Here is a 14,471-nt window from a genome sequence, read left to right as displayed (position 1 = left end):
GCGCCGGGCACGTCGGTGCGATCGGGCCCGCGGCCGCTTTCACTGCCCGGAGTAATATGCAATGCGTCCGGTGTTCGGATTTCAAACGCGCGATGGCACGAAACGCCACAAGCCCGTGAAACCGCAGGAGGGAGTCTACATGCTCGACACGTCTCGTCGCCGCTCGGTTGTCTTCGGGGGGCTGGCCGCGATCATGGCTGTCGCCATGCCGGTGTCGGTTCGCGCCCAGGCGGCAACGCCCGTGGCCCCGGCAACCGCACCCGGCGGTCTCGTCGTGCAGGCGGACAAGCCCGGCGCCGTCATCAACCGCGACATCTTCGGCCAGTTCGCCGAGCATCTCGGCCTCGGCATCTACGACGGCGTCTGGGTCGGCAAGGGATCGCGCATCCCCAACGTGCGCGGCATCCGCAGCGATGTCGTGGCGGCGCTGAAGGCGATCAAGGTGCCCGTCGTCCGCTGGCCGGGCGGCTGCTTCGCCGATGAATATCACTGGCGCGACGGCATCGGCCCGGCGGCCAAGCGCGTGACGACGGTGAACACCAACTGGGCCGGCGCGATCGAGCCGAACACGTTCGGCACCGACGAGTTCATGGATTTCGCCGCGCAGATCGGTTCCGAGGCGTACATCTCCGTCAACGTCGGCTCCGGCACGGTGCAGGAGGCGTCCGACTGGCTGGCCTACATGACCGCCGTCGCGCCGTCGTCCGCCGCCGCCGAGCGCGCCGCCAACGGTCACAAGGCGCCCTACAAGGTGAAGTATCTCGGCCTCGGCAACGAGATGTGGGGCTGCGGTGGCCCCTACACCGGCGAAGAATATGTGACGAAGATGAAGACCTTCGCGCATTTCGTTCACAACCAGAACCCGGATCAGGCGCCGCCGAAGATCGATTACTCGGTGATCGCCAAGGATCTGATGTCGGGCAAGCCGATGGATTCGCTGCCCAGCAACCCCAACGGCATGAAGCGCATCGCCGCCGGGCCGAACAGTTCGGATGCGTCCTACACCGAAGTCGTCATGAAGGCGTGGAAGGCCCGCAGCCCGATCTACTGGGACATCGACGGCATCTCGCTGCACCAGTACACCTGGGGGTCGCTGCCGTTCAACGAGCCGGGGACCGGCTTCGGCGAGAAGGAATATGCCAACGTCCTGATGCAGACGCAGTGGATGGACCGCACCGTCACCAAGCATTCGGCCATCATGGACAAATATGATCCCAAGAAGCACGTCGCGCTGGTGGTCGACGAGTGGGGCGTCTGGCTGAAGCCGCGCGCCGGCACGGAATCGCTGTTCCTGATCCAGGACAGCTCGCTGCGCGACGGCATCGCGGCGGCGATGAACCTCAACATCTTCGCCCGCCATGCCGACCGCGTCCGCATGACGAACATCGCCCAGATGGTGAACGTGCTGCAGGCGATGATCATGACCGAGGGGCCGAAGATGGTCCTGACGCCGACCTACCACGTGTACAAGATGTACGTGCCGTTCCAAGATGCCACGCTGCTGCCGGTCACGTTCAACGCCGGCGAATACAAGGTCGGCACGATCACGCTGCCCAAGGTGGATGCCATCGCCGCGCGCGGCAAGGACGGCAAGGTGTGGCTGTCGCTGGTCAACCTCGACCCGAACAGCCCGGCGGATATCTCGACCAGCGTGGCCGGCGTCTCCGCCACCTCGGCGGTGGGCGAGGTGCTGACCGCGCCGCGGGTAGACAGCATCAACAGCTTCGCGGCGCCGGATACCGTCACCCCCCGCCCTGTTACCGCCCGCGCGAGCGGCGGTACGCTCAAGCTGACGCTGCCGCCCAAGTCCGTGACGGTGGTTCGCCTCGAACCCTGACACAACATGAAACGGCCCCGTCGCGCGCCGCGCGGGGCCGTCGATATCGAGAAGACAGGAAAGTGCCCGCATGACCCAGCAGGATTCCGAACTCCCCCGCCGCCACGTGCTCAAGGCCGCCGCGCTCGGCGGCGTCGCCCTGACGCTTGGCAACGCCGTCGATGCCACGGCCGCCACCGTCCGCGCGGACACGGCGGGCGGGCCGGCGCGCGACCTGTTGTTCGACACCGACTGGCGCTTCTTCCTGGGGGATGCCGCGCAGGCGCAGAACCCGACGTTCGACGACACCGGCTGGCGAAAGCTGGACCTGCCGCACGACTGGAGCATCGAGGACCGTCCCGGCGCGCCGAAGACGACCGATCCGTGGGTGCCGCCGGTCGCGCTGTGGAACCCCGGCCCGCATCCCAAGGGGGCCCCGGTGGTCTCGCCGGAGGTGCCGATCGTCATGGCATCGGTGCCGCCGGCCAGCCCCGACGGGCCGCCGCACAAGGTGGGCCCGTTCGATACCGACGCCACCGCCTTCGGCTGGGGCACCGGCTGGACGGTCGGCGGGATCGGCTGGTATCGCAAACACTTCACGCTCACCCCGCTCGTGCCCGGCGAGCAGGTGGAGATCCGCTTCGACGGCGCGTACATGATCGCCGAGGCGTGGATCAACGGCGTGTCGCTCGGCCGCAACGTGAACGGATACCTCGGCTTCGTGTTCGACCTGACGCCGCACCTGCGCGCCGATGGCGCCAACGTGCTGGCGGTGCGTGTCTCCAACGTGGGCGAGACGGCGCGCTGGTATTCGGGATCGGGGCTTTATCGCCACGTCTGGCTGAGCCGTACCGGGGCGGTGCGCGTGCCGTATTCGGGCACCGCGATCACCACGCCGAAGGTGGCCGCCGACGCCGCCACGGTGCTGGTCGGGGTGGAGGTGGAGAACCGCGCGACCCGGCCCGAGACGGTGACGTGTCAGGTCGCGCTGCGCGATACGGCGGGCCGCGTGGTCGCCACGGCGGTGAAGCCGGTGTCGCTGGCGGCCGGGCAGGCGGGCCGGGTGGACGTCGAGCTTTCCGTGCCGCGCCCGGCGCTGTGGTCCCCCGACGCGCCGAACCTGCACCACGCCGACATCACGCTGACGGCGGGCGGCAAGACCACCGACCGGATCAGCGAGCGGTTCGGCATCCGCACGATCGCGGTGTCGCCGAAGGCCGGCTTCCAGGTGAACGGCAAGACGTACCAGTTGCAGGGCGCGTGCGTGCATCACGACCATGGGATGCTGGGCGCGGTGGCGATCGACCGGGCCGAGCGGCGCAAGGTGGAACTGATGAAGGCGAACGGCTTCAACGCGATCCGCTGCTCGCACAATCCGCCCTCGCCCTACTTCCTCGATGTCTGCGACGAACTCGGCATGATCGTCATGGATGAGGCGTTCGACATGTGGGAAAAACCCAAGTTGATGAAGGACGCCTACCACCTGTACTTCAAGGATCACTGGCGCGCCGACCTGACCAGCATGATCCGGCGCGATCGCAACCATGCCAGCATCGCCTTCTGGAGCATCGGCAACGAGATCAACGAGGCGATCTCGCCGCGCGGCGTGGAGATCGCCACGCAGATGCGCGGCGTGATCCGCGCGCAGGACACCACGCGCTTCATCACGCAGGCGCTCACCGCTTCCTATGCCGGCGAGAAGGGCAAGGGCGCGCGCGCGCAGCTTGACGTAACGAGCTACAACTACTCGTTCAACGCGGTGGAGAAGGACCATGCGACCTACCCGGACCTGTCCTTCCTGACGACCGAGACGCATAGCGCCGATGCCTACGACATCCGCGAGCATATGGAGCGCATCCCGGCCTATATGGGCGAGTTCGTGTGGACCGGCATGGATTATATTGGCGAGGTCGGCTCCGGCTCCTCGCGCCTGCGCTCCGATACCGCGCCGCCCGACAGCGAGAAGAAGATCATCTTCGGCATGGATGTGAGCATGCTGAACTTCTACGTCTGGGATTATCCGGCCTATCAGGCAGGCTCCGGCGAGATCGACCTCATCGGCCTCAAGAAGCCGCCGAGCGTGTATCGCGACGTGGTGTGGGGGCGCACGCCGCTGGCGCTGTTCGTCCAGCGCCCGGTGCCGCAGGGCTACCACGAGGAGCAGACCGCGTGGGGCTGGCCCGACGTGCTGGAAAGCTGGACGTGGCCGGCTGGCGATGCGCGGCCGATGGCGGTCCACGTCTATTCGACAGGCGACGAGGTGGCGTTGCTGCTCAACGGCAAGGAAGTGGGCCGCAAGGCGCTGGCGCCGGCCGACAAGTGCAAGGTCGTGCTGAAAGTGCCGTACCAGCCGGGCAAGCTGGTGGCCGTCGCGTACAAGGGCGGCAGGGAGATCGGCCGCCGCACGCTCGAAACCGTCGGCGCGCCCGCGCGGCTGAAACTGCGGGCGGAACGCAGCCGGATCGCCGGATCGGCGGCGGACCTCGGCTATGTCTTTGCCGAGGTGTGCGATGCGCAGGGCCGGCCGGTGCCGGACGCTGCCGTGCCGCTGACGTTCGAGGTCGCCGGCAAGGCCATGCTGCGCGCGGCGGGATCGGCCAACCCCTATGGCATCGAGAGCTTCCAGGACGGCCTGACGCGAAGCTTCCACGGCACCGCGCTGGCGATCCTGCAACCCACCGGCCGGCGTGGCGACGCGCAGGTGCGCGTCTCCAGCCCGGGGTTGCAAAGCGCATCGCTTTCGATCCAGGTGGGCTGAACGAAGCGGCGATCCGGCAACGGATAGGGAGTTGATACGAATGCGGATGTCCCATCTTCTCGCCGGCGCGGCGATCGCGCTGGCGTCGGCCGGGCCGGTCCTGTCCCGGCCCGCGCCACCGGCGGCGGCGGCGCCTGTCTCGGAGAAGGATGCCGAGGCGCGCGCCGACCGGCTGCTGGCGAAGATGACGCTGGAGGAGAAGGTCGGGCAGCTTAGCCAGCGTTTCGATATCGCCTCGCTGTTCCCGACCGGGGCGGTGGCGCCTCCCGGCATGCCGCCGATGACGCCGCTGGATGACAATGTGCGCAAGGCCGAACTCGGCGCCGTGCTGTTCGTCCACGATCCCGCCGTCGCCAACAAGTATCAGAAGCTCGCGGTCGAGCAGACGCGGCTGAAGATCCCGCTGCTGCTGGGCTATGACGTGATCTGGGGCATGCGGACGATGTTCCCGGTGCCGATCGCCACCGCCTCCAGTTTCGACCCCGCGATGGTGGAGCAGGCGCGCGGTGTCGCCGCCAGCGAAGCCCGCGCGCTCGGCATCCACTGGACCTTCGCGCCGATGATCGACATCGCCCGCGATCCGCGCTGGGGCCGTATCGTTGAGGGGGCGGGCGAGGATCCGTACCTGGGTGCTGCGATGGCGGCCGCGCAGGTGCGGGGGTTCCAGGGCGCCGGCATCGGGACGCCGGGGCATATCATCGCCGGCCCCAAGCATTTCGTCGGCTATGGCGCCTCGATGGGCGGGCGGGATTATGACTCCGCCTACCTGTCCGACAGCGAACTGCACAACGTCTACCTGCCGCCGTTCGCGGCGGCGATCGATGCCGGCGCCGGCAACATCATGAGCGCCTACATGGATCTCAACGATGTGCCGGCCTCGGCCAACCGGACGCTGCTGACCGACATCCTGCGCGGCGAGCTGGGCTTCAAGGGCTGGGTCGTCACCGATGCCAGCGCCGTCCACAACCTGGTCAAGCAGGGGTTCGCCGAGGACAAGACCGATGCATCGATCCGCGCGCTCATGGCGGGGGTGGACATGGAGATGTCCATGTCGCCGAACGCCTTTTCGACGCTGGTCGGCGCCGTGCGCGCCAGCAAGGTGCCGATGAAGCGGATCGACGAGGCGGTGCGCCGCATCCTCACGGTCAAGTATCGGCTGGGCCTGTTCGAGAACCCCTATGTCGATGCGGCGGCGGCACAGCGCGTGCTCGACGATCCGGCGCATGCCGCCGCGGCGCAGGTCGCGGCCGAACGCTCGCTGGTGCTGCTCAGGAACGAGGGCAACGCCCTGCCGCTGGTGGCCGGCGCGCAGAAGCGGGTGGCGGTGATCGGCGCGATGGCGGATTCGCCGGGCGATACCACGGTGTCGCTGGCCTTCCCGCAGGATGCGGCCAAGGCGGTGACGATCTTCAAGGGAATAAGCGAGCGCCTGAACGGCGTCGCCACCGTCGAGACGACACCGGGCGTCCAGCTTTCCCGGCTGGTGCCGTCGCCGCTGGCCGGGCTGCGCGGCCCGGCGAAGCTGTGGACCCCGGCGCAGACCGCCGACGAACTGAAGAAGGCGGTCGATCTGGCCCGCCGGTCGGACGTCGTGATCCTGACGCTGGGCGAGAAGATCGAGATGAGCTCGGAACAGGCCTCGCGGTCCGATCTCACCTTGCCGGGCGACCAGCGCAAGCTGCTCGATGCGGTGCTCGCCACAGGCAAGCCGGTGGTCGTCGTGCTGATGAACGGGCGGCCGCTGGACCTGACGGGCGTGTACGACAAGGTGCCGGCCATATTGGAGGCATGGTATCCGGGGTCGCGCGGCGGGGCGGCGGTGGCGCGCGCGCTGTTCGGCGACGTCAATCCGGGTGGCAAGACGCCGGTCACATGGCCGCGCAGCGTGGGGCAGGTGCCGACCTATTATGCCCGCAACCTCACCCACAACCCCGACACGGCCGACAAGCGTTACTGGGATGCGCCGTCCACGCCGCTGATCCCGTTCGGCTTCGGGCTCAGCTACACCAGCTTCACCATCGCCCCGCCCACGCTCGACAAGGCGGAACTGGCGCCGGCCGGCAGGATCGTCGTCTCGACGACCGTCACCAACACCGGCAAGCGCGCCGGAGACGAGGTGGTGCAGCTCTACATCCACCAACGGGCGGGACGGCAATCGCGGCCGATCCGCCTGCTCCAGGGGTTCGAGCGGGTGACGCTGGCACCCGGCGAGAGCAGGCAGGTCCGCTTCACCCTCGACGAAGCCAACGTGCGCTACTGGAACTCGGTGGAACGCGGCTGGGTGATCGATCCGGGGGCATTCGACCTGTGGGTCGGCAACAGCTCGACGGCGCAGGCCCACGCCACCTTCACCGTCGGCGGCAAGCCGCGCGCGGCGCGCTGATCCGGCTTCAGGTCGGAGCGTCCGGCCTGATGCCCCGACCTGATGTTTTTCCCCCGGGCGCGGGTGGCGGCGTTGACGATGGCGCGGTTGCCCCCTACCCGGACTAAAGCAAGCGGAGAAGATCGCCCGGCATCGGGCGGCATGGGCAGGCGGGGGCAGCGATGGCGGGACCGGCAGGACAGACGGCGGGGATCGAGGCCACGGGCGGCGCACCCACACGATACGGGCCGGCGCTGACGCTGCTGGCGAGCCTGTTCTTCATGTGGGGCTTCATCACCGTCATCAACAACACGCTGCTGCCGCATCTGCGCAGCGTGTTCGAGCTGGATTATACCCAGACCACGCTGATCGAGAGCGTGTGGTTCATCGCCTATTTCTTCGCATCCATTCCCTCCGCCCGGCTGATCCGGCGGGTCGGCTATCAGCGCGCGATCGTCGTCGGGCTGCTCGTCATGGCCGGTGGCGCGCTGCTGATGGTGCCTGCCGCCAAGGTGCCGTCATACGGTCTGGTGCTCACCGCGCTGTTCATCATCGCCAGCGGCATCACCCTGCTGCAGGTGGCGGCCAACCCGTATGTCACGGTGATCGGCCCGCCCGAGACGGGATCGTCGCGGCTCAACCTGGTGCAGGCGTTCAACTCGCTGGGCACCACGCTGGCGCCGCTGTTCGCCGGTTATCTCATCCTCGGCCGGTCGAAGGGGGGCACGGCGGCGGTCGGCACCACGCTCACCGCGGCCGAGCGGTACGCCGATGCCCAGTCGGTGATCCTGCCCTATGTGATCGTCGCGGTCGTGCTGGTGCTGCTCGCCATCGTCATCGCGCGGTTTCCGCTGCCCACCATCGGCCAGTCGACGCAGCGCGCCTCGCAGGCGGACCGGGCCGGGCTGTCGCTCTGGAAGCATCGCAACCTGGTGTTCGGCATCCCTGCAATCTTCATCTACCTGATCGCCGAGATCGGCGTCGCCAACCTGTTCATCAACTTCGTGTCGCAGCCCGATATCGCGAACATCACCCGCGAACAGGCGTCGCGCTATCTCGCCCTGCTGTGGGGCGGAATGATGGTGGGGCGCTTTGCCGGCAGCTATCTGATGCGCCGCATGCCCGCCGAAAAGGTGCTGGCCGGCTTCAGCATCGCCGCCTTCGTGGTGATGATCGTGGCGACCTTCGCGCAGGGGCCGGCGGCGATGTGGGCGCTGATCCTGGTCGGCCTGTGCCACTCGATCATGTTCCCGACGATCTTCTCGCTCGGCATTCGCGGCCTGGGGCCGTTGACCGAGGAGGGGGCGGGCCTGCTCATCATGGCGATCGCCGGTGGCGCGCTGGTGGTGGTGCAGGGCAAGCTGGCGGACATGTACGGGCTGCAGTGGTCGTTCCTGCTGACCGCCGCCTGTGAACTCTACGTCCTGTTCTATGCCGTCTGGGGATCGCGGGTCACGCACCCGCTGCCCGACGAGCGCCCGGTTGCCTGAGGAAGATATGATGACGTCACTCCGTTCGATCGACGCCGCGACGGGCGAGCCTTTCGGCGAACCGTTCGAGAACCACGGCATCGGCGAGGTCGCCGCCGCCTGTCTTGCCGCCGAGGGCGCGTTCGACGCCTATCGCGCGATCGACCCCGCCCGACGCGCCGACTTCCTCGAGCGCATCGGCGAGGAGATCGTCGCGCTCGGCGACGACCTGATCGTGACCGCGATGCGCGAGAGCGGCCTGCCCCGCATGCGGCTGGAGGGGGAGCGCGGGCGCACCGTCGGCCAGCTCCGGCTGTTCGCCGATGTCGTCCGGCAGGGCGGCTGGGCGGGCCTGCGGATCGACCCCGCGCTGCCCGATCGCACGCCGCCGCGCCCCGATTTGCGGCTGCGGATGATCCCGCTCGGCCCGGTCGCGGTGTTCGGCGCGTCCAACTTCCCGCTCGCCTTTTCCACCGCCGGCGGCGACACCGCCTCGGCGCTGGCGGCGGGCTGCCCGGTCGTCGTGAAGGGGCATCCGGCGCATCCGGCGACCGGCGCGATGGTGGCACGGGCGATCCGCGCGGCGATCGCGGCCACCGGCATGCCGGAGGGTACGTTCAACCACCTCGTCGGCAGCGGCAACGACCTCGGCGCCGCACTGGTGCAGGATCCGCGCATCGCGGCGGTGGGCTTCACCGGATCGCGCGGCGGTGGCCTGGCGCTGGTCGCGCTGGCGCAGGCGCGGCCCGTGCCGATCCCGGTCTATGCCGAAATGGCGAGCATCAACCCGGTCATCATGCTGCCCGGGGCACTCGCCGCGCGCGGTGCCGAGATGGGCACCGCCTTCATCGGTTCGCTCACGCTGGGCGCGGGGCAGTTCTGCACCAATCCCGGCCTCGCGCTGGCGATCGAGGGGGCGGGGCTGGATGCTTTCCTCGCCGCTGCCGGCGAGGCGCTGTCCGGCCACGCGCCGGCGCCGATGCTGACCGGCGGCATCCACGCCGCCTACGAAAAGGGCGTCGCCGCACTGGCCGGCCACCCCAAGGTCGAAGCTGTCGCGCAGGGCACCGTCGACGAGGCATTCGCGCGCGGGCAGGCGGCGCTGTTCTCCACCGATGCCGCCTCCTTCATCGCCGACGCCACGCTTGGCCACGAGGTGTTCGGTGCCGCCTCGCTGCTGGTGCGCTGCCGCGACGAGGCCGAGCTGCTCGATGTGCTGGCGCACCTCGAGGGCCAGTTGACCGTGACGTTGCAGTTGGATGCCGGCGATACGCCCCTCGCGGCCCGGCTGATCCCGCTGCTCGAACGCAAGACCGGGCGCATCCTCGCCAACGGCTGGCCCACGGGGGTCGAGGTGACGCATGCGATGGTGCACGGCGGCCCTTATCCGGCCACGTCGGATGCGCGCACCACCTCGGTCGGCAGCCTCGCGATCGATCGTTTCCTGCGGCCCGTCTCCTACCAGAACCTGCCGGCCGACCTGCTGCCGCCAGCATTGCGCGACGATGGCGCGGCCGGCTGGCCCCGGCTTGTCGACGGCAAGCCGGCTGGCGGCGCACGATGACGTTGCGTCTCCTCCAGCACCGTGATGCCGACGGCCGCCGCGCCGTGATCGCCGCCAATGGTGATCGCGCGCACATCCTGCCCGGCGTGGAAAGCGTCCGCGCGCTCGCCGAACGCGCCATCGCCGCCGGCACCGGGCTTGCCGAAGCGGCCGCGGCCTGCGGCGAGGGGGCGGCGGTCGATATTGTCGCAGAACTCGCCGCCGGCCGGCTGATCGCACCGATCGATCATGCCGACCCGGCGCATCTGACGCTGGCCGGCACCGGCCTCACCCACCTCGGCTCTGCCGAAGGACGTGACAAGATGCATCGCGATGCCGCCGCCGCCGCGCAGCAGACCGACTCGATGCGGATGTTTCTCGAAGGTGTCGAGGGCGGGAAGCCCGCAGCCGGCGAGACCGGCCAGCAGCCCGAATGGTTCTACAAGGGGGATGGCGCGCATCTCGTCGGCCCCGGCGAGGCACTGACCATGCCCGCCTTCGCGCAGGATGGCGGCGAGGAGCCGGAACTGGCCGGCATCTATCTGATCGGGCCGGACGGCACGCCGTTCCGGCTGGGCATCGCGCTCGCCAACGAGTTCAGCGATCATGTCACCGAGCGCCACAACTACCTGTGGCTGGCGCATTCCAAGCTGCGTCAGGCGGCGCTCGGCCCGGAACTGCTGGTCGGCGAACCCCCGGCGCACGTCGAGGGCAGCAGCCGCATCCGCCGGGGCGACGCGGTGCTGTGGGAAAAGCCGTTTCTCTCGGGCGAGGCCAACATGTCGCACAGCCTTGCCAACCTCGAGGCGCATCACTTCAAATACGGCCAGTTCCGTCGTCCCGGTGACATTCACGTCCACTTCTTCGGTACGGCCACGCTGTCGTTCAGCGACGGGATCCGCACCGAGCAGGGCGACGTGTTCGAGATCGAGGCGGCGCCGTTCACCCTGCCGCTGCGCAACCCGCTCGCCCGCGCCGCCGGGGAGACGGTGGCGGTGAAAACGCTGTGAGCGCGGCCCCGCTGCGGATCGGCCTGGTGGGCATGGGCAAGATCGCCCGCGACCAGCATCTGCCCGCCATCGCCGCCGATGCCGGGCTGGTGCTGGCCGCCACGAGCAGCCCGAACAGCCCGGGTGTCGAGGGCGTGCCGCATTTCCGCACGCTGGAGGCGCTGCTTGCGGAGGCGGAGGTCGATGCGGTCGCGCTCTGCTCGTCGCCGCAGGTGCGTTACGGGCTGGCCGCCACGGCCATCGCGGCCGGCAAGCATGTGTTCCTCGAAAAGCCGCCGGGCGCGACGCTGAGCGAGGTCGCGGCGCTGGAGGCATTGGCCGGGGCGGCCGGGGTCACGCTGTTCGCGAGCTGGCATTCGCGCTACGCCGCCGGGGTAGAGCCGGCGCGCGCCTGGCTTGCCGGCAAGCGCATTCTGGGCGGCCGCATCGTCTGGCGCGAGGATGTGCGCCACTGGCATCCGGGGCAGGCGTGGATCTGGGAGGCGGGTGGCCTTGGCGTGTTCGATCCGGGGATCAACGCGCTGTCGATCGCGACGCGGATCTGGCCGCGGCCGTTGTTCCTCGAAAGCGCCACCCTGTCGCTGCCGGCCAACCGCGCCGCGCCGATCGCCGCCGACCTGACCCTTCGCGACGCCACCGGCACCGCCATGACGATGGACCTCGACTGGCGCCAGACCGGCACGCAAACTTGGGACATCACCGTCGAGACCGACGGGGGCATGCTCGCTCTGTCGTCCGGCGGCGCGGTGTTCACCGTGCCGGGCGAGACGCGGCACGACGAGGATCGCGAGTATCCGGGTCTCTATCGCCGCTTCGCCGAGCTGGTGGAAGCGGGGACGAGCGATGTCGATATCGCGCCGTTCCGGCTGGTGGCCGATGCCTTCCTGCGCGGCCAGCGCGAGACGGTCGAGGCGTTCGAGGACTGATCGCGGTCGTTCGACGGTGCTACAGCATCCACTCGATCGGCAGTTTCGACAGCAGCCATATCGTCGCGCGACTCACTCGCGACGTGCCCGGCTCGGTGTGGTGGGTGATCGTGCGCTCCCCGGTCCGCTCGATCCACGCGAGGTCGCCCGTCGGCGTCAGCACCACCTGATAGGCCCGCTGCGGCACCCCTTGCGCGAACGCCCGGTCGAGCGAGGCGGCGAGGGGCGGGCTGTCGATCAGGAAACCAAGCTCGGTATTCAGGTGCATCGAGCGCGGATCGAAGTTGAACGAGCCGACGAACAGCCGGCGCCCGTCGACCGCGAAGGTCTTGGCGTGGAGCGTCGAGCCGGACGAGCGCAGCACCCGCCCCGACCCCGTCTTCGATCCCGATCCCGTTCCGATCAGGCGGCGGGCGGGCGGGGTGATCGATCCACCGGCGGGCGAGCGCAGCTCGTACAGCGTCACCCCGGCCCGCAGCAGCGCCTTGCGATACTGGGCGTAGCCGGCATGAACGATGCCCACGTCCGTCGCTTCGTAGGCGTTCGTCAGGATCGTGATCGCCAGCCCCTTGCGGGCGAGGTCGGCAAAGGCGGCGGTGCCGGCCGCGGTCGGCACGAAATAGCCCGAGACGAGGTCGACCGCGCGGTGCGGCACGCCGATGGCCGCCGTCAGCTTGGCCCAGAGCGTTCCATCCTCCGGCGCGTTGCCCAGGCCCTTGGCGGGGTTGTCGCTCACCATCTTCACGCGCGCCCACTCGAACCGCAGCGAGCCGTCCTGCACCTGCCGGATGATCGGCAGCGATCGCACCGCCTCCAGATAGTCGCGGGCCTGCGGATCACGCTCGGCGGTCGCGGCGGCGGCGGCGAGTTCGGCCATGCGCTCGGGCAGGACCGGCGGCAGGATGCGCGCGGCGGGATAGGCCGAGCCGCTGCGCCAGTAGCGATCGAAGTCGCTCGACACGTCGGCCACCACGGGGCCGACCGCCAGCACGTCGAGGTCGGCGAACAGCCCCTCGTCGCGCGCACCGAAATATTCGTCGCCCACGTTGCGGCCGCCGATGATGGTCGCCTGATTGTCTGCGGTGAGGCTCTTGTTGTGCATACGCCGGTTCAGCCGGGCGAAATCGGCGAGATAGCCGATCTGCTTGGGCCAGCGGACGGTAAAGGGGTTGAATAGCCGGATCTCGACATTGGGGTGCGCGTCCAGCGCCGCCAGTGTCGCATCGAGGCCGGTGATGCCGTTGTCGTCCAGCAGCATCCGCACGCGGACGCCGCGATCGGCAGCGCGGTGCATCTCCTCCAGCATCAGTGATCCGGAAAGATCGCCGTGCCAGATGTAATATTGCACATCGAGGCTGCGGGTGGCGGCGCGGGCCAGCAGGACGCGCGCGGCGAAAGCGGTGCGGCCGTCGTTCAGCAGGTGGAGGCCGCTGAGGCCGGGGTGCGCGCGGTTCTGCCATTGCGCCCCGCGACCGAGCGGGGTGTCGGCGGTATCGGTGAACGCCTGCGATACGGGACGCGGTTCGAGCGCGGGCAGCGGATAGAGCAGCCTGATCGAGACGCCCGCGACGGCCACCGCCGCCAGCAAGCCGGCCAGTATCTTCACGATCATCATCGACATCTCCGTGGCGACGCCTCGCGAGCCGGGATGATCCGGCGTCCGCTACCGCATCCGGCCGAACGAGCCACGAGCCTGTTCATCAAACAGTAACGCTGCTTAGTATAAGCGACGTAATACATTTGTTGCGCCATTGTGGAGTTTCGCATGAACAGGGTCTTCCTCGCCGCCGTGCTGGCCTTCGTCGCGACGCCTGCACTTGCCCTGCCGACCGTTGCGCCCATGCGCGGCGAGATGCTCCGCAGCGTCACCGCCGCGCGGCTTGCCCCGGTGTACCGCGTGGCGGTGGACGGATCGCCGCAGATCATCATCGCGGGCCGGCTGGTCACGATCCCGGTCGCAACCGTCTCCGCGCTGGACGGCAGGCTGCGGACCTCGCTGTCCCGGCGCGAGGTGACGGCACTGCAATAGGCGCTATGGCCGGGGCCGGCCGATGCCGCGCAGCATGGCCACATTGTGCGACAGCGTATCGAGCAGTTCGTTGAGCCGATCGACGTCCGCCTTCTCCAGTGAGGCGAACAGGGCCTGTTCATGCTCCTCGGCCACGGCCATCAGTTTCTGCAGCACCGGCTGCGCCGCCGGGGTGAGGTAGACGCAATAGGCCCGCCGGTCAGTCGGATGCTCGCGCCGTTCGAGCAGGCCGTCGGAACAGATCCGGTCGATCATCCGGCCCGCGGTCACGTCGGTGACTTCGAGCTGGGTGGCGATGGTGCGTTGGGTGGCACCGGGATTGCGCGCCACCGCCGCGATCAGCGACCATTGCGCGCGCGTCACGCCGATCTCCCCGACGCGCTCGTCGAAGCATTGGCGCATCTGGCGTGCGAGCACCGTGATCTTCAGACCGATCGAGCGCGGGTGGCGATTGTCGGGAAGCACCTGTTCCGGGGCATCCTCGACGGCGGGCGGAAGCGCGGCCATCGTTCAGCCGCGCCGGTCGGGAAGGGGCCGGGCGGGGGCGCGGTGGGGTGC

General features: G+C 69.1%; 10 protein-coding genes. 8 read left to right on the top strand and 2 right to left on the bottom strand.

Translation table 11 applies throughout. The features are described from left to right. Positions 1-139: 139 nt before the first annotated feature. The 7 genes from FOY91_RS03520 to FOY91_RS03490 all read left to right on the top strand — a co-directional run bounded on the left by FOY91_RS03520 (position 140) and on the right by FOY91_RS03490 (position 11,884). Entirely contained in the window at positions 140-1,837 is a 1,698-nt protein-coding gene (locus FOY91_RS03520) for an alpha-N-arabinofuranosidase (RefSeq protein WP_238995221.1), read from the top strand. A gap of 70 nt (positions 1,838-1,907) precedes the next feature. Then, the gene (locus tag FOY91_RS03515; RefSeq protein WP_145148188.1) at positions 1,908-4,574 is read left to right on the top strand and encodes a glycoside hydrolase family 2 TIM barrel-domain containing protein; all 2,667 of its coding nucleotides are present in this window, start codon (positions 1,908-1,910) and stop codon (positions 4,572-4,574) included. 40 nt (positions 4,575-4,614) lie between these two features. Further along, positions 4,615-6,957, top strand: coding sequence for a glycoside hydrolase family 3 N-terminal domain-containing protein (locus tag FOY91_RS03510; RefSeq protein WP_238995220.1), 2,343 nt, complete (start codon positions 4,615-4,617; stop codon positions 6,955-6,957). A gap of 161 nt (positions 6,958-7,118) precedes the next feature. After that, the gene (locus FOY91_RS03505; RefSeq protein ID WP_145148186.1) at positions 7,119-8,426 is read left to right on the top strand and encodes a sugar MFS transporter; all 1,308 of its coding nucleotides are present in this window, start codon (positions 7,119-7,121) and stop codon (positions 8,424-8,426) included. Positions 8,427-8,436: 10 nt separating this feature from the next. After that, the gene (locus FOY91_RS03500; protein WP_145148184.1) at positions 8,437-9,969 is read left to right on the top strand and encodes an aldehyde dehydrogenase (NADP(+)); all 1,533 of its coding nucleotides are present in this window, start codon (positions 8,437-8,439) and stop codon (positions 9,967-9,969) included. Next, a complete protein-coding gene (gene araD1 / locus FOY91_RS03495) occupies positions 9,966-10,958 on the top strand; it encodes an AraD1 family protein (protein WP_145148182.1) in 993 nt (330 codons plus the stop codon). The genes FOY91_RS03500 and araD1 overlap by 4 nt, the downstream gene beginning before the upstream one ends. Then, a complete protein-coding gene (locus tag FOY91_RS03490) occupies positions 10,955-11,884 on the top strand; it encodes a Gfo/Idh/MocA family protein (protein WP_275265929.1) in 930 nt (309 codons plus the stop codon). Before araD1 ends, FOY91_RS03490 begins: the two co-directional genes overlap by 4 nt. Before the next feature lie 19 nt (positions 11,885-11,903). Here the strand turns inward: FOY91_RS03490 and FOY91_RS03485 are convergent, their stop codons facing one another. Continuing rightward, entirely contained in the window at positions 11,904-13,499 is a 1,596-nt protein-coding gene (locus FOY91_RS03485; RefSeq protein WP_238995219.1) for a phospholipase D family protein, read from the bottom strand. 150 nt (positions 13,500-13,649) lie between these two features. Between FOY91_RS03485 and FOY91_RS03480 the strand changes: the two genes are divergently transcribed. Beyond that, the gene (locus FOY91_RS03480; protein ID WP_145148178.1) at positions 13,650-13,913 is read left to right on the top strand and encodes a hypothetical protein; all 264 of its coding nucleotides are present in this window, start codon (positions 13,650-13,652) and stop codon (positions 13,911-13,913) included. 3 nt (positions 13,914-13,916) lie between these two features. Here the strand turns inward: FOY91_RS03480 and FOY91_RS03475 are convergent, their stop codons facing one another. Continuing rightward, a complete protein-coding gene (locus tag FOY91_RS03475) occupies positions 13,917-14,420 on the bottom strand; it encodes a MarR family winged helix-turn-helix transcriptional regulator (RefSeq protein ID WP_145148176.1) in 504 nt (167 codons plus the stop codon). Positions 14,421-14,471 lie beyond the last annotated feature (51 nt).

It is taken from the genome of Alterirhizorhabdus solaris, assembly GCF_007785815.1.
In the GTDB taxonomy this organism is placed as follows: domain Bacteria; phylum Pseudomonadota; class Alphaproteobacteria; order Sphingomonadales; family Sphingomonadaceae; genus Alterirhizorhabdus; species Alterirhizorhabdus solaris.
This window is presented reverse-complemented; position numbering and strand designations above follow the sequence as displayed.